We start from the raw sequence: 25,391 nt of genomic DNA, 5'->3' as shown, positions 1-25,391 counted from the left end.
AGCCGGCGGAACTCATGAACTGATGGAACTGACTGAACAGCCAGTCAGTAGCGGATCGGTGGTCAGCACTGTGAGCCCGGCCACACGGCACTGTCAAGAGCTGTGTAGGGTGAAGCCGTGGCAAGAGTGCGGTTGAGCGTGGAGGAGCGGCGCGAGGAGATCCTGCGCGTCGCGGTCGAGCAGATCGAGGCGCGGGGCATCGGCAACGTGCGCATCGCGGACGTCGCCTCGGTCCTCGGCGTGAGCAGCTCCCTGGTGCTCTACCACTTCTCCACCAAGGAACTCCTCGTCTCCGCCGCCTTCGCGCACGCCGCCGAGGCCGACCTCGCCCACCTGCGGAAGATCCTCGGCCGACCGCGCCTCGGGGCCGCGCGCCGGCTGCGGTCCGCGGTGCGCTGGTACGCGCCGACGGGGCAGGCCAAGGGCTGGCGCCTGTGGATCGAGGGCTGGGCGGCCGCCCTGCGCGAGCCCGAGCTGCGCAAGGTCACGCACGGCCTCGACCAGGAGTGGAAGGCCGCGCTCGCCGAGGTCATCGCGGAGGGTGTGGCGGCCGGCGAGTTCGTCTGCGACAGCCCCGAGGACGCGGCCTGGCGGATCACCGCGCTGCTCGACGGCCTGGCCGTGCAGACCACCTCGTACAAGGGTCCGCTCGGGCGCGCCCGGATGCTGGAGTGGGTGGACGACGCGCTCGTACGGGAACTCGGCATCGACCGCGAGGCGTTGACGTCCGCCCGCTGAACCGGCTGCCGCAACCATTGACGCGTACGTCAGTGTTGCCGCATCCTCTCGGCCCATGGAGAGACAGAGCACCTCGCATCTGATCGAATCCGCATCCGCATCCTCCGGCGAATCCGAGGCCGTCGTCGAGTCCAAGGCCGTCATTGACGTCGTCGCCGTCGATGTCGTCGTCATCGGCGGCGGATATGCCGGGCTCGCCGCCGCCCTCCGACTGCACGACCACGCCGTCGACTTCACCCTCGTCGAGGCCGCCGACCGGGTCGGCGGACGGGTCCTCACCGAGACCCGGCCGGACGGCACGGTCATCGACCACGGCGGCCAGTGGGTCGGCCCCACCCAGACCCGGTTCACCGCACTCGCCGCCCGCTTCGCCTGCCCCACCTTCCGCACCTGGGAGAAGGGCAGCCATATCGAGGTCCGGCACGACGGCACCCGGGTCCCGTACACCGGCGCCGCACCCGACGACGGGCCCGGCATCGCCGCGTACGAGCGCGTCACCGCGCTCCTCGACACGCTCGCCCGCACCGTGGACACCGACCGCCCGTGGCGCACCGCCCGCTTCGCGGAATGGGACGCGCAGTCCGCCGGGGCGTACTTCCGCACCCGGACGGACGATCCCGACGCGCTGCGCCGCCTCGCCCTCGCCGTGCAGGGCCTGTGGTGCACCGAGCCCGACGAGATCTCCCTCTTCCACGTGCTGTTCTACATCGCCGCCGCCGGCGGCTTCGAGCAGCTCATGGAGACCCGCGACTGCGCCCAGGACAGCCGCTTCACCGGCGGCGCGGCCGTCCCCGCCCGAGCCGTCGCCGCCCTGCTCGGGGAGCGGATCCGCCTCGGCGATCCGGTGCGCTCGATCGCGTACGGCCCCGAGGGCGTCCTCGTCCGCACCGCCACCGCCGAACTCCGCGCCCGCCGCGCCGTCGTGGCCCTGCCCCCGCACGCCGTCCGCGCCCTCGACCTCACTCCCCCGCTGCCACCCGCCCGCGCCGGCTGGCTCGCCCACAACCCGATGGGCCGCGTCGCCAAGGTCCACGCCGTCTACGACACACCGTTCTGGCGGGCCGAGGGCCTGTCGGGCGTGGCCACGCTGTACGGCGACGGTCCCGTCGGCGTCGTCTTCGACAACTCCCCCGACGGCGCGTCCCGCGGCGTCCTGGTCGGCTTCGTGTACGGCGACCGCCTCGACCGTTTCGCGAGCCTCGACGCCTCCGCCCGGCGCGACGCCGTCCTGGCCGGCTTCGTCTCCGTGGCCGGCCCGCGGGCCGCGCACCCCCGCGACTACACCGAGAAGATCTGGACCCGGGACCCCTTCGCCCGCGGCGGCTACGAGGCGTACGCCACCCCCGGCGCCTGGCAGGCTCACGCCCGACACGGCTGGCGCGAGCCGACGGGCCCACTCCACTGGGCGGGCACGGAGACCGCGTCCGCGTGGAACGGCTACATCGACGGCGCCGTGTCGTCGGGCTACCGCGCCGCGGACGAGGTGCTCGCGGCGCTGAGGCCGCAAGGGGGCGGGGTCGGGTGACGGGGCGTCGAGCGCGAGGCGAGACCGCGCGAGTGCCGTCTGACGGCCCGGGCGGCGAGGCCGGTCCGGCGACGCCGCTCAGCGTCGCGGGATCCCGGACCGGCGCGCTGCCGCGTGGCCGCGGCGGGCCGCCCTCCGCCGACCGCCTCGCCGTCGCCGAGCGCGCCCGGCTCGTGGTGCGGGCGGCGCCCGTCAGTCAGCGGGAGTTCGCGGCGCGCGTCGGGATGGCGGCCACCGCCCTGTCCAAGGCGCTGAACGGGAGCCGGCGGCTCGCCGAGCACGAGCTGGCCGCCATCGCGCGCGTCGGCAAGGTGTCCGTACGGTATCTGCGGAACGGCCAGGGCCGCCCGCCCGGAACCGGGGCGGAGGCGCGGCAGCGGGCCGACGCGGTGGATCCGGAGGTGCGGCGGGCGCAGATCCTGGAGGTGACGGCACGGCTGATCGCGCGGCGCGGGTTCCATCGGGTACGGGTCGCCGACATCGCCCGGGCCTGCGGGACGAGCACCGGCACGATCCACTACCACTTCCCGGCCAAGGGCGACGCCCTGCGCGCGGCCCTGTTGCACTGCGCCGAGCGGCTGCACCGGCGTCTTGAGGGGGAGTTCCGGGGCGCCGGGGACGCGCGGGAGAAGCTGCGGCGGCTGATCGAGGTGCAGCTGATCACCGCGGACGAGGACCACGACGAGTGGTCGGTGTGGGTGCAGTCCTGGACCGAGGCGATCCTCGATCCCGCGCTCCGCGAAGGGCAGCGCGTCGTCTACGCCCGCTGGCGGCAGACCGTGCTCGACCTGGTGCGGGCCTGTCAGGCCCAGGGCCTGGGCGCGGACGCCGACGCGGAGGCGCTGACCAGCCGGTTCACCGGGCTGGTCGACGGACTGGCGATCCAGGTCCTGGCCGGGACGGCGGAGATGCCGGCGGCGCGCATGCGCGAGCTGCTGCTCGACGCCTTCGAACCCCACATCACCCTTCGCCCTCCCCGAGACGGGATGCTGGAGCCATGAGCGAGGAAATCGAGGGCGCGGCCGAGGAGTTCGCGCGCGGCGTGGAGTGGACGCGGCGGCAGGTGCGGGCCGTCGCCGCGGCCGTCGCGCCCGGTGTCGTACCGCTGGTGGAGGAACGGACCGACGACCGCTGTTCCGTCTACGGGCACTTGGGAAAGCGGTTCTCGCTGGTGCTGACGCTGCCCAGGCTGCCGTACGAGCCCGCGGCCACGACCGCCGGCGAGGTGCTCCGGGCGGCGGCCTGGCGCACCGAGGAGCGCGAAGGCGCCGGGGGGCGGCCGCTGTTGACGGCGCGGTACGGCGAGTTCACGGCGGGCGTCGGCTCGGCGGGGACCGCGCTGCGGATCTCGGGAGGGACGCCGGTGGTGTGGATCCACGCGCGCTGGGTGCGTCCGCCCCGGGTGGCCACGGCCGGGACGCTGCCGCCCGGCTACCGGCTGTGCGTGATGTGCGAGGGCTGGGGCTCGTGCCGGGAGTGCGAGGGGCTGGGCTTCGTGGACGGGCGCCGGTGCGAGGAGTGCGGACTCGGGATGGACTGCCCGGACTGCGGGGGCACGGGACTGGAGCGCGTACCGGAGGCGGACGCGGACGCCGACACCGGAGCCTGACGGGGGCCCAGCGGTGGCCCCGGCCCCGCCGGACCCCACGCAGGCACCGGTCCTTGACGCGGGCGCCACGCGATGGCCCCGTACGCCGCGGGACCCGCTCCCGGTTCGCGCGGCGTACGGGCCCGCTCCTCGCGCCGAACACCGGAACGGCGTACAGCGCGCGCCCCCCGCGCTCAGGCGACCGCTCCCTCCGCCACCTCCTCCGTCGTGGGCTTCGGCGCGCGGCCGAGGGACCGGATGGCGGGCACGCCCAGCATCGCGCCGAGCAGGACGACGGACACGGCCGAGGAGAAGAGCAGCACCCGGTCGGCACCGAAGGCCGCGGCGGCCGGGCCGGCGAGGGCGCGGCCGACGGGGATGACCATGATGGAGCCGGCGACGTCGTAGGCCGAGACGCGGCTCAGGACGGCCAGCGGGATGTGGGACTGGACGCTGGTCGCCCACATCACGCCCCAGAAGGCGAAGCCGCAGCCGGCCAGGACGCCGGTGACGGCCGTGGCGGTGAAGTTCCAGCCGAGCGCGGGCGCCAGCGGGTTGAGCGCGAAGAAGAACATGGCGCAGGCGCCCGCGACGAGCGGGCGGCGCGGCCGCACCCGCATGCCGAGGAGCCCGCCGATGATGGTGCCGGCGCCGTCGGCGGAGGCGATCCAGCCGTAGCCGGAGGCGCCGTGCTGTTCGGTGAGCAGGGCCGCGCCGAGCGGCAGGGCCGGGCCGAACACGAACAGGCCGTAGACGGCCCACAGGGCGATGACGCTCCACAGCCAGCTCCGGGCACGGAACTCGTGCCAGCCGGTGGCGAGCCGGCGCCAGATCGGGTCGTCGCTCTCGTCGCGTACGGTGGCGAGCCGGCGCAGTGGCGCCAGGCCGAGCGCGCTGAGGGCGTAGGCGGCCGCGATCACCACGTACGAGCCGGACACCTGCCAGTACGCGACGAGGAAGCCGGCGAGGCCGGGGCCGAGGAGGGCGCTCATCGCCTCGGAGACGCGCAGCAGGGCGTTGGCGCGCTGGATGTCCTCGGCGACCTGGGGGACGATGCTCGCCAGACCGGGCTGGAACATGGCGGTCGCGGCGCCGCTGACCGCCATCAGCGCCATGATCTGCCACAACTGCACGCGTGCGGAGCCGGTCCCCGCGCCCGCGTCGTACAGGAGCGCGGCCATCGCGAGCATGGCGAGCATCCGCACCACGTCGGCGCCGACCATCATCACCTGCGGGGTGAAGCGGTCGGCGAGCACGCCGCCGAAGAGGACGAGCAGGACGATCGGCGCCATCCAGGCGGCGAGCGCGTAGCCGACTCCCCCGGCTCCGTAGCCGGCGCCGAGGACGGCGGTGGTGAGGGAGACCATCAGCATGCCGTCGGCGAGGAGCGAGGTGCTGCGGGCGGTGAAGAAGAGCCGGAAGCGGCCGGAGCTCCAGGGGCTGGGGAGCCGGTCCGCCGTCCCCGAAGTCGTACCCGAAGTAGTACCCGTCGTGTCGTCGTCGGTCGTCATGTCGCATCGGCCGCTCCCCGGCCGGTCCCTTCCGTCAGAATCCGCTGGGTGAGCCATGCCTCGGTGCGGGCCGTCGCCGTCCCCGCCCCCGTCGCCGTGTCCTCCGGCGGGTCCGCGACGATCACGTACCGCCGTGGGGCGAGCACGCCGGGCCGGCCGGGCAGCGCGGCCATCAGCGCGCTGTGGGCCCCGGCCGGGGTGACCGGCTCGGAGCCGGCGGCGACGTACGCGACCAGCGTCCCGTCCGCGTCCACGCGGGCGTGCGCGGGCCGGCCGCCGAGGGCGCTGCTCAGGGTGTCGGCCACGGCGGGCGGCGAGACCCAACAGCCGTCCACGCGTTCCCAGTCGGCGCCGCGCTCGGCCGGCCGGACACCGGTGACCTCGGTGAGCGAGCCGAGCGGCACGTCGCCGTCGGCGGCCGCCTCCAGGAGCCGTACGAGCCCGGTGGCGAGGCCCTCCGCCTGTTCGCGGGTGAAGAGGGCGGGGTCGGTCCAGGTGGCGAGGCGGAGCACGGGGTCCGTCTCGTGGACGAAGGTGAGCACGCGACTGGGCAGGGTCTGGGCCGGGCCCCAGGTCAGTTCCAGGTCGGGCGCGGTGGTGTCCGGGGGCGCGGCGCCGGCGAGGGTCGCGGGCAGGGCGCTGATGTCGTTGAAGACGATGTCCCGGGCGAAGTGACTGCCGCGTTCCCGGGTGACCCGGCCGATCATGTCCCAGAGGCGGAGCGCGTCGAACTGGCTGTGCCGGTACGCCTTGAGGGCCGCGCCCCACGCCTTGCGAAGGAGCGCGTCGAAGGACGGCGCCGCCTGGATGTCGAGGGAGAGCAGCGCGTCCTGGGAGAGCGGGGCGATGGTGCGGGCGAGGCGGGACTGGAAGCGGTTGGCGGTCGGCACGGCGGCGACGCAGACGGGCTGGCCGGCCCGGTGGGCGACGAGCGCGCACCAGGCGGTGAGCAGCGCGGTGGACGGCAGGGCGCCGGTGCGTGCCGCGACCCCGGCGAGGGCCCGGGCGCCGCGCTGGGAGCGGAGGGTGAGGCAGGGCGCCTGGGTCTCGGCGCCGTGTGCGTCGGGTTCGGCGAACATCGCCTGGGGTCCGGTGCGCAGGATCCGTTCCCAGTGCGCCAGCGACGCCTCGGACTTGCGCAGTCCGGCCGGGCTCGTCTCCTCGGCGGCGAGGCCGAGCGGGGTGAGGGCGGACGGGTCGGGGAGTTTCTCGCCGCCGAGGAGGGTGAGCCATTCCTCGCGGAGGAGGGCGAGGGCGCTGCCGTCGGTCGCCGCGTGGCTGGCGGCGAGGGCGAGGTGCCGGGGCGCGCCGGCCCGGCTGACGACGGTGACGCGGAGCGGGAAGTCGCGGTCCAGGCGGAAGCGGGTGTCGCGGGCGGCGCGGGCCAGCGCCTCGGCGTACCGGGCGGCCTCCGCGGGCAGCTCGTCGTGGTCGAGGACGGTGACCGTGAACGTGCCTTCGGCCGCGACGACTTGTTCCTGCGGGGCGGCGCCGGGGGCGTGCGGGAAGGTGGTGCGCAGCGCCTCGTGGCGGTCGACGAGGGTGCGCAGGGCGTCGAGCGCGTCCTCGGTGCTCGTGCCGGCGGGGACGGGCCATACGTCGTGGATGTTGATCTGGCTGGGTTCGTCGCGGAGCATGCAGCGGATCATGTTGGCCTGGCCCATGGTGAGCGGACCGCGCCGCTCCTCGCCCCCGCCCTGGTCGTGGCCGCGCCGCTCCTCGCCTCCGCCGTGGCCGAGCGTGACCGTCTCCGGGCGGGGGGCCTTCGGCGGGGTGCGGCGGGCGTGCGCGGTCAGGGCGGCCCAGGCGTCGACGAGCCGGGCGAAGTCCGTCATGTCGGCGCGCGCTTCGGCGAGGAGCCGGGCGCGCTGCGCGGCGAACAGGTCGGCGGCGTCGGCGTACCGGCCGCCGAGTGTCCGGTAGCAGCGGTCGAGGACGTCGAGCCGCCCGGCGTCGCCCGCCGCCGGGTCGAGGTCGGCGGCGGCCCGTACGTACGTGGCGACGTCGGCGGCCCGGACGTGGCCGCGCTCGTCGAGGAGCCGGTCGCCGGCCTCCGTCAGGCGTGCGTACACGTCGTCGAAGGGGGCGGTGGACAGCAGGTACTTGGCGAACCGCCACTGGTAGGCGAGGAATCCCTCGTCCGAACGGCGTTCTTCGGTGTGGTAGTTGACGATGTGCCGGTTGTGCAGGACACCGGGCAGCCGGGCGTCGTGGACGAGGTGCAGGAGGAAGTAGTCGCTGCCGATGGTGTCGGTGGCGGGCGGCAGCGGCACGCGTCCGTAGACCTCGCGGTCGAGGGCGATGTTGCACATGTCGACGCGGGTGGGGCTGACGTGGGTGAGGGTGGTGCGGTCGGCGGTGAACGGGGCGGTGCCGGCGCCGCGGAAGGCCTCGTCGATCAGGTTGCGGCGCCAGATCTCCGGATAGCGGTGGGGTACGGACAGGCCGATGACCTCGCGGTAGACCGTGGGGTCGAGGCGCCGGATCTCGTCGACGTCCACGGACATCTCGCCGACGAAGGAGCCGCCGACCAGGGCCACCGGGCGGTGCGCGGACGCGGGGTCGAGCCGGCTGCGGGTGACGAGGCCGGCGACGTCCTCGGCGGGCCGGCCGAGGGCGGTGAGTTCGTGGTGGATCGGGAAGACGGGCCGGCCGTCCGTCTGCTGGTAGCGGCTGTCGGAGTCACGGCGGTGCACGGACGAGCAGCCGAGGGCCTCGGCGAGGAGGAAGGCGCGGTTGGTGCAGGCGCCGTAGGACACCGCCGACGGCAGCATGAGGTCGAGGATCCGCTCCGGCTCGTGGACCCCGGCGCCGTCGGTGACCTCGCGCAGGAAGCGTCGCTGTTCCGCCTCGTCGAGATGGTGGACGACCACGCCGGGGGCCGGGTGCAGGGCAGCCACGGCCGCCCGGTGCCGGGTGCGCGCGGGTGCGTCGGAGGAGTCCAGGATCAGCAGGTGCACCTCGACGCCGAAGTGCCGGGCGCCGTACGCCGCCTCCTCGGCGACGGCGGTGATCGTCTCCGTACAGGCGCGGTCGGTGGGGAGGGTCAGGCAGACGCGGCGCACCCGGGCTCCTCGGTCCAGGAGGCGAGCCCGAGCAACCGGGCGCCGAGGTCGGCGAGTTCGGCGGTGGCGTACCGCTTGGACTCGTGCAGGACCGGGTCGCCGACCAGGGTGCGGTTCCAGCGCGGGGTGCGCAGATGGCGCCAGGACTCGACGCGGGAGCGGCGCAGCCGCTCGTGTTCTTCGAGTGCGGGCATCATGGACAGGTACTGCACGGCCCGCACGCCGCTCTCGGAGACGTTCCGGGCGACGCCGTGGGCGAGGAGGCCGTTCCAGATGAGCAGGTCGCCGGGGTGCAGCTCGGGCCGGACGACAGGCAGCTCCCGCCGGTCCAGGTCGGGCCGGAGCGGGTCGCGGTCGCCCGGCTGGCCGGTCTTCCACTCGTCGAAGGTGCGGAAGAGTTCGGGGCAGCACTGGAAGCCGCCGGTCTCCGGCCGGGTGTCGTTGAGTGCGATGATGCCCTGCACGCGCTGCGGCGGCACGCCGAGGGTGGTGTCGATGTCCCAGTGCAGCTCGATGTCGAAGCCGCGCTCGGTGGGTTCGATCAGGGCGCGGTCGCGGTTGTGCACGTTGGGCGGGTTGAGGTTGAGCCGGTCGAGGGTCACCCACAGCTCCTCACAGTCCCACACGTCGACGAACGCGTCGTAGACGCGCTGCGTCTGGCGGCTGTCCCAGAGCAGCTGGTGGTGGTACGCCTCGACGAAGCCGTAGACGTGCAGCTGCCGGTCGAGCTGGTTGCGGAACGGGCGGTCCGCGTACCAGCCCTCCGGCCGGACCGGGTCGAGCCCCTGGAACTCCCAGGTGAAGTCCAGGAGTTCGCGTGCCGCGGCGGCGGGGATCGCCTCGCGGACGATGACATAGCCGTACGTCTGCCAGTGGGCGAAGTCCTCCTCCGAGAGCACGCGCAGCGGCCGCGACTTGGTGAGCTCGCGCAGGGTGCTCTGGGCCAGGTAGGACTCGCCGTCCGCGCTGAAGTACGGGCGTTCCGATGCGGCGCGGTGGAGGTACGGGCGGGGGCGCGGGCGCGGGCCGGCTGCGGGCGTCGTCATCGGGTCCCTCCAAGCGGGTGACGCACTGGTGACCGCCAGAATTGGTGTAGACCATACATGCTGTCAAGTGACCCCCCGATATGCGGCGCGTCCACGTCGAGCCGCCAAGGCACCTTCACCCGGCGCCAGTTACGGGACGGGCAGAGTTCATCAGATTGGTCTAGACAATGCGTGAGCAGCTGGCCTACTGTCCCCACGAACGCAGGGAGGCGCGCCACCGCGGCGCATGCCGAGAGGGGACGGATTCCTTGAGCACATCCGGCAGCACGGCCCTGCCCGACGGCGGCCTGAAGAGCCCCGGTGCGGGCCTGATCACCCTCGACCCGGTCCGTACGGCGCTGCTGCGCGGTCTCGACGAGCTGCTCACCGGCCTCGCGGCACGGCTCGCCGCGCCCGAGGTGATCGGCCCGCCGCTGCTCTCCGTGGCCGGGCTGGCCCGCCTCGACTACTTCCGCAACTTCCCGCATCTCGGCGTGTCGGCCGGCCGGTTCACCCCGGAGGCGCTCGACGGTCTCGCGGCCGGCGCGCCGCCCGCCGGCCTGCCGCTGGAGCCGACCGGGCATCTGCTGCCCTCCGCCACCTGCTACGGACTGCTGCTCTCCCTGGAGGGCCGGGACGTCGGCGAGGACGGACTGCGGCTCTCCGCGAGCGGCCGCTGCTTCCGCAACGAGACCCATTACGACGGGATGCGCCGGTTGTGGGGTTTCCACATGCGCGAGGTCCTGTACCTCGGCACGAAGCAGGGCGCGCTCGAACACCTCGCGCGCGGCGCCGAGTTCATCGAGGAGGCGGCCGGGCGGCTCGGTCTCGCGCTCACCCGGGCGGCGGCCGACGACCCGTTCTACGACCGGGGCGGCTCGCGGGCCCGGCTGATGGCGCTCGACCCGGTCAAGCACGAGTTCAGCGCGCCCGACGGCACGGCCATCGCCTCCGTCAACCGGCACCGCAACTTCTTCGGCGAGCGGCTCGACATCCGCGCGGGCTCCCACGGCCCCGCGTACAGCGCCTGCGTCGCCTTCGGCCTCGAACGCTGGGTGCACGCGATGGTCCTCGCCCACGGCGGCCCCGAGCAGGCGCTCGACCAGCTGCGCGCCGCGACCGCGACCGCGACCGCGACGACCATGACCACGACGACGCCCGCGACCTGACGCGTCTCACGTACCGAACTGTTCCACGCACCACAAGGAGGGGAACCGCCCCATGGACCGTGTCGCCGCCTGGCTCCACGAGAAGAACCCCGGCCTCGACGGGCCGATCGACGCCGACGAGGACCTCATCGAGGCCCGGCTCATCGACTCCATGGACTTCCTGGAGTTCATCGACCTCCTTGAGGAGCTCTCCGGCAGCTCCATCGACCTGGAGGAGGTCACGATCGACGACTTCCGCACGCTCAGCCGCGTACAGGAACGCTTCCTCAGCACCGCCGGGTGACCGGAGCGGACGCCGCCGGAGCGGCCGGAGTGGCGGCGGTGGCGACCACCGACGAGGTGCTGGCGAGGCCGGAGCTCACCGAGGCCCTGCTCGCCCCCTGGGAGCGCGGGCGCCTGGCCCGGATCCGGCTGCCCGGGCGCCGCGCCGACGTCCTCGCGGCCCGTCTGCTGCTCCGGCTGTGCGTCGCCCGCGTCACCGGGCGGGCGCCCGGAGCGGTGGCGCTCGCCCAGCACTGCGCCGCGTGCGGCCGGGACGGCCACGGCCGCCCGTACCTCCCCGGGCGCCCGGACCTCGGCGTCAGCCTCAGCCATGCCGACGGTCTGGCCGCGGCTGCCGCGGGCCCCGGCGCCGTCGGCATCGACACCGAGCCCCGCACCCGCCGCCCCGGACCGCTCCCGGTGCTCCGGCGGCTGCTGCCCGAACCAGCCGTCAACGCGGCCGCCGGCGCACCGGGCCCCGGCCTCGCGCTGGTCCGGCTGTGGGTGCGCCACGAGGCCCTGTTCAAGGCCGGACGGCACGAGGGCGGCACCCGCCTCCTGGAGCGGACGGACCCGCGGCGCGGGGCCGTGACCGCGGTGGCGAGCACCGCGCCGGTCACCTGGGTCCGGGCGGACTCGCTGTAGGAGGCCCGTCCTGCTCGTCCCGCTGCCCCGCGCCCCGCTGCCCCTCGTGCCGCTGTCCCTCGCCCCACCGCCCCTCGTCCGGCTGTCCGTCGCCCCACTGTCCGTCGCCCCGTTGCCGCTCGTCCCACCGCCCGTCGGCCCGCTGCTCCTCGCCCCACTGCCCGTCGTCCCGTTGCCGCTCGCCCCACCGCCCCTCGTCCGGCTGCCCCTCGCCCCACTGCCCGTCGTCCCGTTGCCGCTCGTCCCACCGCCCGTCGGCACGCTGCCCCTCGTCCGGCTGTCCCTCGCCCCCTTGCCGCTCGCCCCCTTGCCGCTCGTCCCGCTGCCCCTCGCCCCGTTGCCGGTAGAGCAGGCAGGAGGCGACCACGACCAGCGGCCACACGGACTGGAGGCAGACCACGGCGCGTTCGGCGACGCCGGCCGCGCCGTGGCGGACCGTCTCCAGGAGGAACCAGCCCGCGCCGATGGTCATCACCGTGGTGACGGCGACGGACGGGACGGGGCGCAGGCCCCAGGGCGCGGCGCTGTTGCCGGCGGCGGCCAGTATCGGCCAGACCGCGAGGAGGGCGAAGCCGACGGCGGCGGCGGAGCCGTGCCGGAGGGAGCCTCCGCTGAGCGGGGGCGGGAGCAGCGCGATCACCAGCGCGACCGCGCCGCCGCCCGCGAGGGCGAGCCGGCCGGCGGGCCGCGCGGCGCGCAGCCCCCAGGCGGTGACCACATGACAGAGTCCGAGGCCGAAGAGGGCGCTGGTCATGACCCAGAAACCGTGGGCACCGTACGCCGTGAGCACGCTGATCGTCTGGGTGACGGGGTTGTAGGCGGGCCCTTCCAACGCACCCGCCGCCGTCCAGCCGCCGACCGTGATCACGGGGGCGGCCCCTGACGAGATCAGAGCCCAGCGAGGAACAGGTCGCATCAAACCACCCTAATCCGATGATCTCCGACATGCAGTGACGGCACGGCGAACCGCGGGCACGCTCTCGGCCGCCGGTGCGCGGGCGTCGCGAGGGCGACGTATTCTCGGGCCCGGCACGGGCGGCGAGGGACGGGAAGAGGTCGGACGAGTGGCGCAGAAGAAGAGGGCCGGTGCGGATCCGGCGGCCGCGGCCGCGGCGGCCGCCGAGGAGGCGCAGCCACGGACCTCGGCACAGGCGCCGGTACCGGCTCCGGCGACGGCCACCGGTCCGGCCTCGCTCAGCGCGCGGGCGCGCGAGGAGGTGCTGCAGCGGATCGTCGACCGGCGGTACGCGCAGGGGGCCCGGCTCGTCGAGCGCGAGGTCGCCGAGGAGCTGAACATGTCCCGCGTCCCGGTGCGCGAGGCGCTGCGCGCGCTGGTCGCGGAGGGACTGCTCGAACTGCTCCCGCACAGCGGGGTGCGGGTGCGCCGCCTGGAGCGTGCCGACGTGGAGTATCTGTACGAGGTGTGGGAGCCGCTCGCGGTCCAGGCCTCGCGGCTCGCGGCGCGGGCGGCCGCGGCCGGGGACACGGCCGGGCTGGCCGCGCTGGAGGCGGCGCTGAAGCAGGCGGAGTCGGCCGCGGCGGCGGACGAGGGATCGCGCGAGGTGGCCGCGCACACGGCGTTCCACGACCAGGTCGTCGCCATGGCGGGCAACCCGCTTCTCGCGCGCACGATGGAGCAGCTGAGCTGGCAGCTGCGGCTGCTGTTCGGGCTCCGCGCGGAGCCCCAGCACATGCGGGCTCAGCACGCCGAGATGCACCGGCACATCGCGGCCGGCGACGCGGAGGCGGCTGCGGCCGGCACGCTGCTGCACGTGCGCGACAGCAGGGCGGTCGCGCTGCGCACGCTCTTCGGCCCGGACGACGACCAGAGCTGAGCCGCGTCCAACCCTCGGAGCATTTGTATACCAAGAGCGACGAGCCCGGAAGGGGCCCTGAGCTGCGGCGCCCGATTTCCCGCACATTTCCGGTTCCCGGACGATGACCCTTGTTCGGCCGCTCACCCCTGGTATACAAAACGGGGAACCATCGGTTCCTCTCCCCAAGGAGCTCCCATGTGCGTCGACGCCACCCCGCCGCCCTCCCCCAGCCTGACCCGCCGCGGCGTCCTCGCCGGCGCGGCCGCGCTCGCCGGGACCGCGGCCGTGACCGGAACGGCCGCCGCGGCGGCCCCGGACCGGCGCGAGGCCGCCGCGCACGCCCCGGGCCGGGCCCGGAGCGGCGACCTCGTCATCCGGGGCGGCACCCTGCTCGACCCGGCGACCGGCGAGGTGACCGAGGACGCGGTCGTCGTCATCGAGGGCGGGAGCGTGCGCGCCGCCGGCCGGCTCGGCAGCGTCGCCGTGCCGGACGGCGTCGAGGTCCTCGACGCCCACGGCCGCTGGATCCTGCCGGGTCTGACGGACGCGCACATCCATCTCTCCACGGCCGCCGAGGCCCGCACCGCCGTCCGCCAGGGCGCGACCAGCGCGCGCAGCGGCTCGACCTCCTTCTACCAGGACATCGCCGTCCGCGAGCTGGCCCGGCACAGCCCCGAACTGGCACCGCGGCTGCGCGCCGCGGGCGTCTTCGTCACCCCGGACCTCGGCGACACCGTGCTCGCCGACCCCGACCTCACCCCGCTCGCCCGGCTCGCCGAGGGCGTGCGCTCGGCCGAGGCGCTGCGCCGGGTCGTCGAGGTGAACCTGGCCAGGGGCGCCGACGTCATCAAGACCCGGGTCAACGAGCGCGCCGGGCTGCCGGAGCAGGACCCGCTCGTCCAGGTGTACTCGTACGAGCAGCTCGCCGAGATCGTCGCCGCGGCCCGCCGGCGCGGCAAGGGCGTGCTCTGCCACAGCTACAGCGAGAAGGGCTGCCACGACGCCGTCACGGCGGGCATCCGCTCCCTGGAGCACGGCGCCTTCGTCGGCGAGCGCACACTGCACGAGATGCGCCGCCGCGGCACGTACTTCACCCCGACCCTCACCGCGATCGCCGGTCTCGCCGAGGCCCCGGACCCGGTCCTGGCCGAGCGCGGCCGCACCTTCCTGCCCGTCCTGAAGCGGGCGGTGCGCGCCGCGTACGAGCTCGGCGTCCCGCTCGCCGCCGGCACCGACTCCTCCGGAGGGATCGTCGACCCGATCGGCCGCGAGGTGGAGCTGATGCGCTCCGCGGGCCTGCCGGCGCTGGACGCGATCCGTACCGCGACGACCGGCGCCGCCCGGCTGCTCGGCCTGGAGCGCACGGCCGGCCGGCTGGCGCGCGGCTTCGCGGGCGACGCGGTCCTCCTGGACGGCGACCCGCTGGCCGACGTCTCCGTGCTGACGCGCCCGGTGCGCGTGGTGCGGGCCGGCATCGCGCTCTGACCCCGGCTCCCCCGCGCTCGAACTCTCTGCCTCTCCCCCACGTTCACCCACTCTCGCCCTCGCCTTTCCCTTCGCCGCGTAGGAGTCCCCATGCAGTCGTCCTCAGCCCCCTCAGGCGCGCTCTCCCGCCGCACGATGCTGGCCGGTGCCGCCGCGCTGGCCGGTTCGGCGGCGGCGATGACCGCGGCCGCGCCGGCCGCCGCCGCCCCCGCCCCCGTCCCCGCGCCCGGCAAGGCCGACCGGCACACCCGTACCGTCGTCTTCCGCGACGTCCGCCCGTTCGGCGCCGCCAGGCCCGTCGATCTGGTCGTCGTCGACGGGAGGATCACGGACGGGCCCGCTCCGCACGGGGCGAAGGTCGTCGACGGCGGCGGCCGGATCGCCCTGCCGTCCCTGGTGGACGCGCACATCCACCCCGACAAGACCACCTGGGGCGGCTCCTGGGTCTCGCGGCGCCCGGCGAGCTCCATCGCCGACTACGTGGCCCAGGACGTGGAGCTGTTCCACGCCCAGACCCGGCCGGTCGCGGAGCGCGCGTACGGCCTGATGTCGCACGCCGTCAGCCGCGGCACCCGTGGCATGCGCGCCCACGCGGATGTGGCCCCGGCCTACGGGCTCGCCGGTGTCGAGGGCCTGGCGGAGGCGCGGGAGCGGCTGCGGCACGCGCTCGACGTGCAGATCGTTGCGTTCCCGCAGCACGGTGTGGTGCGCACCCCCGGCACGGCGAAGCTCCTCGAGGAGGGCGCGCGCAGCGGCGCCGTCGACATGATCGGCGGCATCGACCCGATCGGCTTCGACCACGCGCTCGACGAGCAGCTCGACATCGTCTTCGGGATCGCGGACCGGCAGGGCGTCGGCGTGGACATCCATCTCCACGACCGCGGCGACAAGGGCGTCCAGGCGATGCGCGGCATCATCGACCGCACCCGGGCGCTCGGCCTCGCCGGCAAGGTGACCGTCAGCCATGTCTTCTGTCTGCCGGCCCTGTCGGACCGGGACCTCGACGCGATCGCGGCCGATCTCGCCGCCCAGGACATCGCGCTCACCACCGTGGCGCCGTCCGACTCCCTCGTGCTGCCGATCGCCCGGCTGCGCGAGCACGGCGTGCGGGTCGGGCTCGGCTCGGACGGCGTGCGCGACTCGTGGAGCCCGTTCGGCAACGGGGACATGCTGCACCGCGCCCACATCCTGGGCTGGGTGACGGACATCCGTCTCGACGAGGAGCTGACCGACTGCTATCGCGTCGCCGCGCACGGCGGTGCCGACGTCATGCACCTGCCGCACGCGGACCTGACGCCCGGGGCGCCGGCCGACTTCGTCCTCGTACGGGGCGAGAACCTGCCCCAGGTCGTGGTGGACATGCCGCAGCGCGACCTGGTCGTGCACGGCGGCGTGGTCGTCGCCCGCGACGGCGAGTTCCTCGCCTGACGAAGGACGAAGAGCGTGCGCCCCCGCCCCGTCGAAAGGGGCAGGGGCGCACGCCTCGGGGCGACTACTGGCGCGGCGGGTCCTCCGGGGGCCTCTGGTCGGCGCCCAGCTGCTCCTTGAGCTTGTCCTGTGCGGTGTCGACCTGGCCGCTGTACTTGCTCTGCGTCTTCGCGTCGAAGGCGTCGCCGGCCTTGTCGATGCCCTGGCCCGCCTTGTCCTCGTGCCCCTTGAGCATCTGCTTGAGCTTGTCCATCACGGACATCGCTGCCCTCCTCGGGTGACCCCCCTCGTCCCGTACAGCATCCCGGAACCGCCCACGGGCCGCATCCGCAGGCGCCCGAGAAGGCCCCCGCTCCGGATCAGACCAGGACGACGGGGGTGCCGATCAGTTCGACGCCCTCCTCCTTCAGCTCCGCCATGGCCCGCTCCGTGGTCTCCGCGGTGACGCCCACCGTGTGGTCGAGCAGCACCCGCACCTCGAAGCCCGCCCGCACGCCGCCCAGGGCCGTCGCCTTCACGCAGTGGTCGGTGCCGATCCCGACGACGTCCACCGCGTCGACGTCCCGCCCCCGCAGCCACTCGGCGAGCCCGACGCCGCCGCCGGTCTCCCCCTCGAAGCCGCTCTTCGACGCGGAGTAGGCGCCCTTGAAGAACACCTCGTCGACCGCGCCCGAGGCGACGACCTCCTCGAAGTCGGGGTGGAACTCGGCGCCCTCGCTGCCGGCCAGACAGTGCGGAGGGAACGAGTCCTCGAAGTCGGGCTCGGCGGAGAAGTGGTCGCCGGGATCGATGTGGTGGTCCCGGGTGGCCACCACCCGCCGATACGTCCCGCCCGCCTGCTCCCGGACCAAGTCCGCGAGGGCCCGCGCCAGTTCCGTGGCGCCCTTCACCGGCAGGTCGCCGCCCTCGCAGAACTCCTTCTGCACATCGACGACGATCAACGCTCGGCCCGCCATCGGACCTCCTCACTCTGTCGAAATCCTGGGAAATCGTGGAAATCTGTCGAAATCCACCACGTGAACCGACTGGCGGCCGGTCCGACACGGCGCGGCGGTGATCTTCACCCGCAGGGTGGTGCGACACCGCCCGGGAGAGGGAGGAACTCGTCCGACCGGGGGGCGACGCAGCGGGCTTCGGCTCCGACCGTGGTCGGACGCGGGGCGCGGGCGGGGCGCCGTAGCGTCCTGGGCATGTCCAAGTTCACCCGGGCGGCCGCGGCCGCCCTTCTCGCCTGCGCGGTCGCGTTACCGGCGACCGCCCTGCCCGCCGCCGCGGCCACTCCCGCTCCGGCCGTCGCCCTCTCCCGTCAGGCCGGCCCGGCCGCCGCACTCCAACTGCCCGCTCCCACCGGCACGTACGGCGTGGGCGCATCCGTCCTCCATCTCGTCGACCGCTCCCGGCGCGACCCGTACGTGCCCACGGCGGACGCGCGGGAGCTCATGGTGACCGTCCACTATCCGGCGGCCCGCACGGCGCAGGGCGGGGCGCCCGTGCCGTACGCGACGGAGGAGGAGGCCCGGCTGGTCCTGGCGGGCCTGGAGAAGACCGATCCGGCCGACGTCCGCGCGCTGGCCGGCCTGAACACGTACAGCGCGAAGGACGTGCGGCCCGCGCCCGGGCGGCATCCGCTCGTGGTGCTCTCGCCCGGCTTCGGGGTGCCCCGGTTCCTGCTCACGGGCCTCGCCACCGACCTCGCCTCGCGCGGCTACGTCGTCGCGTCCGTCGACCACGCCTACGAGAACTCGGGCATGTCCGTGCCGGGCGGGCCGGCCCTGACCTGCGTGGCCTGTACGCAGATGCACGAAGGGAAGATCAAGGGCGCCGACGTCACGGCCGTGCGGGCGGCGGACGTGCGCTTCCTCCTGGACCGGCTGACCGGGCCGCGGGCCGTCGCCACCTGGCCGTACGCGCGGAGCATCGACCCGACCCGGATCGGCATGGCCGGGCACTCGATCGGCGGCGCGGCCGCCGCCACCGCCATGATCGCGGACCGGCGGATCGACGCCGGCGTGAACATGGACGGCTCCTTCTGGGACACCCTTCCGGCCGGCGGTCTCGGCGGGCGGGCGTTCATGTTCCTGGGCACGGACGACGAGATGCACCGGCCGGGCGGCGTCGACACCAGCTGGGACACCACCTGGAAGGCGCTCGACGGCTACAAGCGCTGGCTGACGGTGTCCGGCGCCAACCACTTCACCTTCACCGACGCCCCGGTGCTGCTGCGCGGCCTCGACGTGCCGGACGAGGGCGCCACCATCCCGGCCGACCGGGCGCTCGCGGTGACCCGCGCCTATCTCGCGGCCTTCTTCGACGAGCGGCTGCGCGGCCGGCCGCAGCCGCTGCTGACCGGGCCGAGCCCGCTCCACCCCGAGGTCCACTTCAACAACCCGTAGGAAGACACGAGTCCGGACGCGCCCGAGTGCTGCTCGGGCGCGTCCGGTCGGGCGCTTCCGGTCGGGCGCTTCCGGTCGGGCGCGTCTGCTCAGGCGCGTCCGGCCGCCTTCTGGCTGCGCCGCGACAGCGAGTCGACGACCACCGCGGCCAGCAGCACCGCTCCGGTGATCATGAACTGGACGGCGTTGCTGACGCCCATGATGTTCATGCCGGACTGGATGGAGCCGATCACCAGCGCGCCGAGCAGCGCGGACCACACCGAGCCGCGGCCGCCGAAGAGGCTCGTGCCGCCGATGACGGCCGCGGCGATGACGTTCATCAGCAGGTTGCCGCCGCCGGAGGTCTGGCTCGCGGACTGGATCTGACCGGCCAGGAAGATGCCGCCGATCGCGGCCATGGTGCCGGCGATGGTGAAGACGCTCATCCGGACGAAGGGCACGCTGATGCCGGCCCGGCGGGCGCCCTCGATGTTGCCGCCGACCGCGAAGATCTGCCTGCCGTAGCCGGTGCGGCGCAGCACGAAGTCGAGGACCACGAGCAGGATCAGGAAGATCAGCAGGGCGAGCGGCAGCCCCTGGTACTGGTTGAGGATGTACGCGGTGACGAACGCGATGGCCGCGATGACGACCGTGCGCAGCACGATCTCGCCGACCGGCCGGAAGGGCACCCGGGCCGCCTGCCGGCGCTTGGCGTCCAGGAGCGAGGCGAGCAGGAAGAGGCCGACGCCGACGCCCGCGACGATGTAGGCGGTGGCAGCACTGTGGAAGATGGTCGAGTAGAGCTTGGCGACGATGCTGTCGGAGGGGATGTTGACGGTGCCGTTGGCTCCGAGCACCTGGAGCATGAGGCCGTTCCAGAACAGGTTGCCGGCCAGGGTGACGACGAAGGCGGGCACACCGACCTTGGCGAAGAAGAAGCCGTGGATGAGGCCGACGGCCGCGCCGCCCGCGATCGCGACGAGCAGCGCCAGCCACTGGTTCATGCCGTTGAGCACGTTGAGCACGGCGAAGACGGCGGCGCACAGTCCGCTCACCGAGCCGACCGAGAGGTCGATCTCGCCGAGCAGCAGCACGAAGACGATGCCGACGGCGATCATCCCGGTGCCGACGATCTGCTGGCTCAGGTCGGAGAGGTTCTGCGCGGACAGGAAGGTGCTGTTGAGGCTGCCGAACACCGTCCAGATGATGATCAGCGCGACGACGACGGGCAGCGAGCCCAGTTCGCCGCTGCGCATCTTGCGCCGGAACTCGTTGACGTAGCCGCGGACGCCTTCCTCCCGGACGATCAGCCGGCTGTCGACGGCGGGTACGGCGTCGGGCGCGGGGGACGTGGTGCCCCGGGGGCGGTCGCTCCCGCCCGCGTTCGGGTCGCGGCTCATGGCAACTCCTCCCCGCGCGCCTCCCGCTCCTCGCGTATGCGGGCCTGACGCCGGGTCACGGCGCTCTCGGTGGCCCCGGTGATGGCGGAGATGATCTCTTCGGTGGTGGTGGAGCGTTTGTCGAAGAAGCCGTTGTTGCGGCCCAGCCGCAGGACGGCGATCCGGTCGGCGACGGCCATCACGTCCACCATGTTGTGGCTGATGAGGATGGTCCCCAGGCCCTGCTCGCGGAGTCGCTCGACGAGGTCGAGGACCTCGGCGGTCTGTTCGACGCCGAGGGCGGCGGTGGGCTCGTCGAGCAGGACCACCTTGGGATCGCCGATGAGCGAGCGGGCGATCGCCACCGTCTGCCGCTGGCCGCCGGACAGCGACGCCACTGGGATGCGGACGCTGGGGATACGGATGGACAGGGTGTGGAGCAGCTCTCGGGAGCGCTGCTCCATGCGGACCTCGTCGAGCACTCCGAAGCGGCGCAGTTCCCGCCCGAGGAAGAGGTTGCCGACGACGTCGAGGTTGTCGCAGAGCGCGAGGTCCTGGTAGACGGTCGCGATGCCGAGGTGCTGGGCGTCGTGGGGCCGGTTGATCGAGACCCGCCGGCCCTGCCATTCGATGGCGCCCTCGTCGGGCGGGTTCACCCCGGCGATCGCCTTGATGGCGGTCGACTTCCCGGCGCCGTTGTCACCGACGAGCGCGACGACCTCGCCGGCATGCACGTCCAGGTCGAAGCCCGACAGGGCCTGGACGGCGCCGAACCGTTTGGAGATCCCCCGCAGTGACAGCACAGGTGCTTCCGGCACAGCGACCGCCTCCGACCCTGCCAGGCCCGTTCCCGGGCGGTTACTCCAGACCGGCCTGCTTGCACGCCTTCTCGTACGCGGGCGTGCAGATCTCGTCGACGGTGTAAAGGCCGCCCTTGACGACGGTGTCCCCGATGTTGTTCTTGTGGACCACGATCGGAGTCAGCAGGTTGGCCGGGACCTTGTCGCCGCTGCCGTTGGTGACGGTGAGGGGGGCGAGGTCCTTCGGGAGCGGCTTGCCCTGGGCGAAGTCGACGGCCATCGTGGCGGCGATGTCGGCCTCGGGCTTGTACGGCTTCATCACCGTGATGGTCTGAGTGCCGATCAGGATCCGCTGGATGGCGTCGAGCTGGGCGTCCTGTCCGGTCAGCGGCACGTGCAGTCCCGCCGCCTGGAGGGCGGTGGAGATGCCGGCGGCCAGGCCGTCGTTGGCGGAGTAGACACCGATGATCTTGTCCTTGCCGAGAGCCGCGATGGCACCGGACATCTGCTGGTTGGCGTTGTTCGGGTCCCAGTTGGGGGTGTCGTACTCCTTGCCGATCGTCACCTTGCCGTCGAGGACCGAGTGCGCGCCGGCCTTGAACTCGGCCGCGTTCGGGTCGGTCGGCGAGCCGTTGTGCATCACGATCACGCCGGACTTGGCCTTGGAGCCGAGCGCGTCGAGCAGCGCCTTGCCCTGCAGCTCCCCGACCTTGTGGTTGTCGTAGGAGACGTAGGAGTCCACCGGTCCCTGGGCGAGACGGTCGTAGGAGACGACCTTCACGCCGGCGGCGTGCGCCTTGTCCACGGAGGACTGGATGGACTTGGAGTCCACGGCGTCCAGGATGAGCACCTTGTCGCCCTTGGCGAGCGCGGTGTTGACCTGCTGTTGCTGGGTCGTCGCGCTCTCGGCCGCGTTGTAGTAGTCGACCGTGGCGCCGGGCGCCAGCTGCTGGATCTTCTGCTCGATGTAGGGCTTGTCGAACTTCTCGTACCGCGTCGTCTTGCTCTCCGGGAGCAGCAGGCCGATCTTCACCTGGTCGGCCTTGGCCGGACTCGTCGCCGGCTGGGCCGCGGCGATTCCGGACACCGCGCCGAGGGACAGCGCGGCCGTTCCCGCGAGGGCGATCGCCGCTCGCAATGTACGGGTCATGGCAGGCTCCTTCCGCGCGCCCTCGATTCCTCCACCGCGGGGCTGCGGAAACCGCGGGCCGCGGGAGCGTCGGCGCACTCATGGCCTCTGTATCGACATTAGCCCCAACCCGTGGCGCCTTCCATTCGCGGCGCCGCGCCCGGCGGGAGCGCGGCGCCGCGAAGCCTCGGGAGGCCGGGGATCAGCCCGCGACGCGGGCCATCCACGCCTCGACCTCGTCGGAGGTGCGGGGCAGGGCCGCCGACAGGTTCTCGTGGCCGTCCTCGGTGACGAGCAGGTCGTCCTCGATGCGGACGCCGATGCCGCGCCACTCCTCGGGCACGGTCAGGTCGTCGGCCTGGAAGTAGAGGCCGGGCTCCACGGTGAGCACCATGCCGGGCACCAGCGGCCCGTCGACGTACTCCTCGTTGCGGGCCTCGGCGCAGTCGTGGACGTCGAGGCCGAGCATGTGGCCGGTGCCGGCCATGGTGAAGCGGCGCTGCAGGCCGAGCTCGTAGGCGCGCTCGGCGGGGCCCTCGATGAAGCCCCACTCGACGAGCTTCTCGGTGAGGACGCGCTGGGCGGCCTCGTGGAAGTCGCGGTAGGCGGCGCCCGGCTTCACACAGGCCATGCCGGCCTCCTGGGCCTCGTACACCGCGTCGTAGACCTGGCGCTGCACGGGCGTGAAGGTGCCGCTGATGGGGAGGGTGCGGGTGACGTCGGCGGTGTAGAGGGTGCGGCCCTCGACGCCGGCGTCGAAGAGGAGCAGCTCGCCGGGGCGGACCGGGCCGTCGTTGTCGGTCCAGTGCATGATCGTGGCGTGCGGGCCGGCCGCGCAGATCGTGCCGTAGCCGACGTGGTTGCCCTCCACCCGGGCGCGGCGGAAGAAGGTGCCCTCGATCCAGCGCTCGGAGGTGGCGACGGCGCGCGACAGCTCGGCGACGGCGTCGGTGAAGCCGCGCACGGTGGCGTCGACGGCCTTGCGCATCTCGCCGATCTCCCAGGCGTCCTTGACGAGCCGGAGCTCGCTCAGGGCCTCCTCGAGCTCGTCGTCGCGCTCCTCGTCGGTGGTGAGGGCGGCCTCCAGGACCGGGTCCACGCCGCGGACGACGCGGGTGGGGACGCCGGTGACGGCGGCCAGGTCGGCGGCGGCGGTGCGGACGTCGCGGCAGGGCAGGCCGAGGACCTTCTCGGACTCGGCGAGGGAGCGGCGGCGGCCCATCCACAGCTCGGCGGTGTAGCCGAGCCAGAACTCGTCGGTGTCGCGGCCGTCGCGCGGCAGCTGGTAGCAGTACGCGTCGTGGCCGCCGTCGGCGCGGGGCTCCAGGACGAGCGCGCCGTCGCGGGCGAGGTCGCCGGTCATGTGCACATAGGCCGAGTGCGGCCGGAACGGGTAGGGGTCGTCGTTGGAGCGGGTCTTGAGGTTGCCCGAGGGGATCACCAGGCGCTCGCCCGGGAAGCGGGCGGAGAGCGCCTCGCGGCGGGCGGCCGCGTAGGGGGCCTGCTCGTCGGCGGTGAGGTCGTGCCGCTCGGTGTCCGCCCAGCCGGTGCGCATCAGCGCGGACAGTTCCTCGGAGATCCCGCTGTACAGCCCGTTCTTCCGGCCCTTGGCCACGTCGTTCCCCATTCGTCCGGTGGGTGTGGGTGCCGCCGGGGGCCCGGCGGCTGCCTGGACGGTAGTACCGGGCGGGGGCGCCCGGGGCCAAGGAGTGCCAGTGGCACTGATCGGCCATCCGAGCCCGCCCGGGGGCCGGGATAATGCGGGTATGACGCATGCGAAGCTCCGGGAGGCGCTGCGGCTCCTGGGTGTCGGGGAGGCCGCGGGCCGGGTCTATCTCACGCTGCTCGACCTGGCCCCCGCGCCGCTCGGCGCGATCGGTTCGGCCGCCGGTCTGTCCGGGGCGGAGCTGGCCGCCGCGTACGGGGAGCTGGTCGACGCCGGCCTGGCCAGCAGCGCGGGCGGCGACGGCGAGCTGGTGGCGCCGGTGCCGCCCGCGGCGGGCCTGGAGGTGCTCGCCCGGCACCGGGCGGCGGAGCTGGAGGAGTCGCGGATCGCGGTCGGCGGTGCCTTCGAGTCGTTCCGCCGGCACCGGCTCGCCGCGTACAACGACGACCTGGTGGAGGTCGTCACCGGGGAGGCGATAGGGCCGCGGATGCGGCGCGCGTGGGCGAGCGCGCGCGAGCAGATCCGGCAGTTCGAGTCGCCGCCGTACGTCCCCGTGCCCGGGGCCACGGAGGACGCGCTGGCCACGCTGGCGCGCGGGGTGCGGCAGCGGGTCGTGTACGCGCGGGAGGCCCTCGAACACCCCGGGCATCTGAAGGACGTCATCGAGCCGTGCCTGGAGGCGGGCGAGCAGGCCCGGGTGCTGCCGTCGGTGCCGGTGAAGCTGCTGATCATCGACGAGGCGTTCGCTCTGGTGTCGCTGTCGATCCGGGAGGCGGACGTCGTCAACACGATGCTGGTGGTGCAGCCGTGCGGGCTGCTCTCCGCGCTCGTGGCGCTCTTCGAGCAGTCCTGGAACGCCGCCCTGCCGCTGCACGGCCACGCGGCGCGCCCGGGCGGCCTCGAGCCCACCGACCGGCGACTGCTCCGGCTGCTCGCGGGCGGCGCGAGCGACGAGGTCATCGCACGCGAACTCGGCGTCAGCAGGCGGACGCTGTTCCGCCGGCTGCAGATCCTGATGGCGCGGCTCGGCGCGGCCAACCGCTTCCAGCTGGCGCTGCAGGCGCAGCGGGCCGGCTGGTTGTGAGCGAAGGCTCACCGCCTGCCGGGAACCTGCACATTGTGTACGTGACTTGAACCGCGCCTCCGCCATCGTCTCCCGATCCGACACACGGCCGGGCGCCCGTTGTCGGTTTTCGCCCTGGTTCGTCCGGCGGGTGCGGGGGCCGGACGAATTCTGTTACCCCTTCCTGCGGAGAAGCTGTCGCCGTTCCGTGAAACATGCCCCACAGCAGGTCCCGCGAGGTGCACGAAGAACGCTGAAGAAGCGTCAACGGAATTGGCTCGGGCACCCGTTCGCATGCTTTGATCTGCGGCGCCGCGGTAATTCGGATTCCCCCCACTGAGTGAAAGGTGCGCTTCCATGCGTAACGACATCGAGACCCGTGTGATCGACGACGCCGAGCTCGACGCCGTCTCCGGCGGTCTCATCAGCGTCAACGGCGGCCTCGTCGGCGCCGTGACCGGCGACGTCAACACCGTCCTCGGCACCGTCGGCGGCCTGCAGACCGTCGCCGCCGCCGAGGGGCTCGTGAACGGCGTCCCGGGCCTGGTCCAGAACGTCGCCGGTGTGCACGTGAACGCCGGCCTCGGCGTCGCGGGTCTCTGACCGATGCGCGGCCGTGGGGGGCGGGGGGGGGGGGGGGCCCCGGGGCCCCCCCCCCCCCCCCCCCCGGCCCCCCCCCCCCCCCCCCCAACAAGGCCTATAACCCCAAAAAGCGCTACAAAACG

General features: G+C 73.8%; 22 protein-coding genes and 2 pseudogenes. 13 read left to right on the top strand and 11 right to left on the bottom strand.

What is annotated here, in order from left to right; translation table 11 throughout:
* Positions 1–117 precede the first annotated feature (117 nt).
* From ACIRSU_RS10500 to ACIRSU_RS10485, 4 genes are read left to right on the top strand one after another with little or no spacing between them, the layout of a single operon-like run.
* Positions 118–738 (top strand): TetR/AcrR family transcriptional regulator, encoded by a 621-nt coding sequence (locus ACIRSU_RS10500; RefSeq protein ID WP_403790604.1) that lies wholly within the window; start codon positions 118–120, stop codon positions 736–738.
* 55 nt (positions 739–793) lie between these two features.
* The gene (locus tag ACIRSU_RS10495; RefSeq protein WP_403790602.1) at positions 794–2,263 is read left to right on the top strand and encodes a flavin monoamine oxidase family protein; all 1,470 of its coding nucleotides are present in this window, start codon (positions 794–796) and stop codon (positions 2,261–2,263) included.
* 32 nt (positions 2,264–2,295) lie between these two features.
* On the top strand, positions 2,296–3,264 hold the full coding sequence (locus ACIRSU_RS10490; protein WP_403790600.1) for a TetR family transcriptional regulator C-terminal domain-containing protein: 969 nt from the start codon (positions 2,296–2,298) through the stop codon (positions 3,262–3,264).
* Positions 3,261–3,872 carry a hypothetical protein gene (locus tag ACIRSU_RS10485; RefSeq protein ID WP_403790598.1) on the top strand — a complete coding sequence of 204 codons (612 nt, stop codon included), beginning with the start codon at positions 3,261–3,263 and terminating at the stop codon, positions 3,870–3,872. Before ACIRSU_RS10490 ends, ACIRSU_RS10485 begins: the two co-directional genes overlap by 4 nt.
* 173 nt (positions 3,873–4,045) lie before the next feature.
* On the opposite strand, the gene ACIRSU_RS10480 is transcribed toward ACIRSU_RS10485, so the two are convergent.
* The 4 genes and pseudogenes from ACIRSU_RS10480 to ACIRSU_RS10465 all read right to left on the bottom strand — a co-directional run bounded on the left by ACIRSU_RS10480 (position 4,046) and on the right by ACIRSU_RS10465 (position 9,473).
* Entirely contained in the window at positions 4,046–5,362 is a 1,317-nt protein-coding gene (locus ACIRSU_RS10480; protein WP_403790596.1) for an MFS transporter, read from the bottom strand.
* Entirely contained in the window at positions 5,359–7,158 is a 1,800-nt protein-coding gene (locus ACIRSU_RS10475; RefSeq protein WP_403791471.1) for a condensation domain-containing protein, read from the bottom strand. The genes ACIRSU_RS10480 and ACIRSU_RS10475 overlap by 4 nt, the downstream gene beginning before the upstream one ends.
* Positions 7,144–8,427 (bottom strand): annotated as a pseudogene (locus ACIRSU_RS10470) (DUF6271 family protein); the annotation flags it as partial. The gene ACIRSU_RS10475 and the pseudogene ACIRSU_RS10470, both read right to left, overlap by 15 nt.
* Positions 8,409–9,473 carry a phytanoyl-CoA dioxygenase family protein gene (locus ACIRSU_RS10465; protein ID WP_403790594.1) on the bottom strand — a complete coding sequence of 355 codons (1,065 nt, stop codon included), beginning with the start codon at positions 9,471–9,473 and terminating at the stop codon, positions 8,409–8,411. The pseudogene ACIRSU_RS10470 and the gene ACIRSU_RS10465, both read right to left, overlap by 19 nt.
* Before the next feature lie 248 nt (positions 9,474–9,721).
* Here ACIRSU_RS10465 and ACIRSU_RS10460 point away from each other — a divergent pair, with 248 nt between their 5' ends.
* The 3 genes from ACIRSU_RS10460 to ACIRSU_RS10450 are packed head-to-tail and all read left to right on the top strand — an operon-like array spanning position 9,722 to position 11,527.
* Positions 9,722–10,621 carry a hypothetical protein gene (locus ACIRSU_RS10460; RefSeq protein WP_403790592.1) on the top strand — a complete coding sequence of 300 codons (900 nt, stop codon included), beginning with the start codon at positions 9,722–9,724 and terminating at the stop codon, positions 10,619–10,621.
* 52 nt (positions 10,622–10,673) lie between these two features.
* Positions 10,674–10,904, top strand: coding sequence for an acyl carrier protein (locus tag ACIRSU_RS10455; RefSeq protein ID WP_403790590.1), 231 nt, complete (start codon positions 10,674–10,676; stop codon positions 10,902–10,904).
* The gene (locus ACIRSU_RS10450) at positions 10,901–11,527 is read left to right on the top strand and encodes a 4-phosphopantetheinyl transferase (protein WP_403790588.1); all 627 of its coding nucleotides are present in this window, start codon (positions 10,901–10,903) and stop codon (positions 11,525–11,527) included. Before ACIRSU_RS10455 ends, ACIRSU_RS10450 begins: the two co-directional genes overlap by 4 nt.
* A gap of 334 nt (positions 11,528–11,861) precedes the next feature.
* Here the strand turns inward: ACIRSU_RS10450 and ACIRSU_RS10445 are convergent.
* Positions 11,862–12,443 (bottom strand): annotated as a pseudogene (locus ACIRSU_RS10445) (DUF998 domain-containing protein); the annotation flags it as partial.
* Between the two features lie 301 nt (positions 12,444–12,744).
* Between ACIRSU_RS10445 and ACIRSU_RS10440 the strand changes: the two are divergent.
* The 3 genes from ACIRSU_RS10440 (at position 12,745) to ACIRSU_RS10430 (ending at position 16,257) form a co-directional block, all read left to right on the top strand.
* Entirely contained in the window at positions 12,745–13,362 is a 618-nt protein-coding gene (locus ACIRSU_RS10440) for a GntR family transcriptional regulator (protein WP_403791469.1), read from the top strand.
* A gap of 177 nt (positions 13,363–13,539) precedes the next feature.
* The gene (locus ACIRSU_RS10435; protein WP_403790586.1) at positions 13,540–14,829 is read left to right on the top strand and encodes an amidohydrolase family protein; all 1,290 of its coding nucleotides are present in this window, start codon (positions 13,540–13,542) and stop codon (positions 14,827–14,829) included.
* A 90-nt stretch (positions 14,830–14,919) separates the two neighbouring features.
* Complete coding sequence (locus tag ACIRSU_RS10430; RefSeq protein ID WP_403790584.1) at positions 14,920–16,257, top strand: amidohydrolase; 1,338 nt, start codon at positions 14,920–14,922, stop codon at positions 16,255–16,257.
* Between the two features lie 64 nt (positions 16,258–16,321).
* Here ACIRSU_RS10430 and ACIRSU_RS10425 read toward each other — a convergent pair whose 3' ends face one another.
* A complete protein-coding gene (locus ACIRSU_RS10425) occupies positions 16,322–16,519 on the bottom strand; it encodes an antitoxin (protein ID WP_403790582.1) in 198 nt (65 codons plus the stop codon).
* A gap of 97 nt (positions 16,520–16,616) precedes the next feature.
* A complete protein-coding gene (locus tag ACIRSU_RS10420) occupies positions 16,617–17,213 on the bottom strand; it encodes an isochorismatase family protein (RefSeq protein WP_403790581.1) in 597 nt (198 codons plus the stop codon).
* A 234-nt stretch (positions 17,214–17,447) separates the two neighbouring features.
* On the opposite strand from ACIRSU_RS10420, the gene ACIRSU_RS10415 reads away from it, so the two are divergent.
* Positions 17,448–18,650 carry an alpha/beta hydrolase family protein gene (locus ACIRSU_RS10415; protein WP_403790579.1) on the top strand — a complete coding sequence of 401 codons (1,203 nt, stop codon included), beginning with the start codon at positions 17,448–17,450 and terminating at the stop codon, positions 18,648–18,650.
* 89 nt (positions 18,651–18,739) lie between these two features.
* Here ACIRSU_RS10415 and ACIRSU_RS10410 read toward each other — a convergent pair whose 3' ends face one another.
* The 4 genes from ACIRSU_RS10410 to ACIRSU_RS10395 all read right to left on the bottom strand — a co-directional run bounded on the left by ACIRSU_RS10410 (position 18,740) and on the right by ACIRSU_RS10395 (position 23,564).
* On the bottom strand, positions 18,740–20,029 hold the full coding sequence (locus ACIRSU_RS10410; RefSeq protein ID WP_403790577.1) for a sugar ABC transporter permease: 1,290 nt from the start codon (positions 20,027–20,029) through the stop codon (positions 18,740–18,742).
* On the bottom strand, positions 20,026–20,826 hold the full coding sequence (locus ACIRSU_RS10405) for an ATP-binding cassette domain-containing protein (RefSeq protein WP_403790574.1): 801 nt from the start codon (positions 20,824–20,826) through the stop codon (positions 20,026–20,028). The genes ACIRSU_RS10410 and ACIRSU_RS10405 overlap by 4 nt, the downstream gene beginning before the upstream one ends.
* 40 nt (positions 20,827–20,866) lie before the next feature.
* The gene (locus ACIRSU_RS10400; protein ID WP_403790572.1) at positions 20,867–21,958 is read right to left on the bottom strand and encodes a substrate-binding domain-containing protein; all 1,092 of its coding nucleotides are present in this window, start codon (positions 21,956–21,958) and stop codon (positions 20,867–20,869) included.
* 181 nt (positions 21,959–22,139) lie between these two features.
* Positions 22,140–23,564, bottom strand: a complete 1,425-nt coding sequence (locus ACIRSU_RS10395) for an aminopeptidase P family protein (protein ID WP_403790571.1) — start codon at positions 23,562–23,564, stop codon at positions 22,140–22,142.
* A gap of 139 nt (positions 23,565–23,703) precedes the next feature.
* Between ACIRSU_RS10395 and ACIRSU_RS10390 the strand changes: the two genes are divergently transcribed.
* Both ACIRSU_RS10390 and ACIRSU_RS10385 read left to right on the top strand, forming a co-directional pair.
* The gene (locus tag ACIRSU_RS10390; protein ID WP_403790569.1) at positions 23,704–24,687 is read left to right on the top strand and encodes a LuxR family transcriptional regulator; all 984 of its coding nucleotides are present in this window, start codon (positions 23,704–23,706) and stop codon (positions 24,685–24,687) included.
* 336 nt (positions 24,688–25,023) lie between these two features.
* Positions 25,024–25,269, top strand: a complete 246-nt coding sequence (locus tag ACIRSU_RS10385) for a hypothetical protein (protein WP_403790567.1) — start codon at positions 25,024–25,026, stop codon at positions 25,267–25,269.
* Positions 25,270–25,391: the final 122 nt, after the last annotated feature.

It is taken from the genome of Streptomyces sp. NPDC101160 (genome assembly GCF_044768205.1).
Classification (GTDB): domain Bacteria; phylum Actinomycetota; class Actinomycetes; order Streptomycetales; family Streptomycetaceae; genus Streptomyces.
Note: the sequence above shows the minus strand (reverse complement) of the source record. Positions and strands in the feature narration are given on the sequence as shown.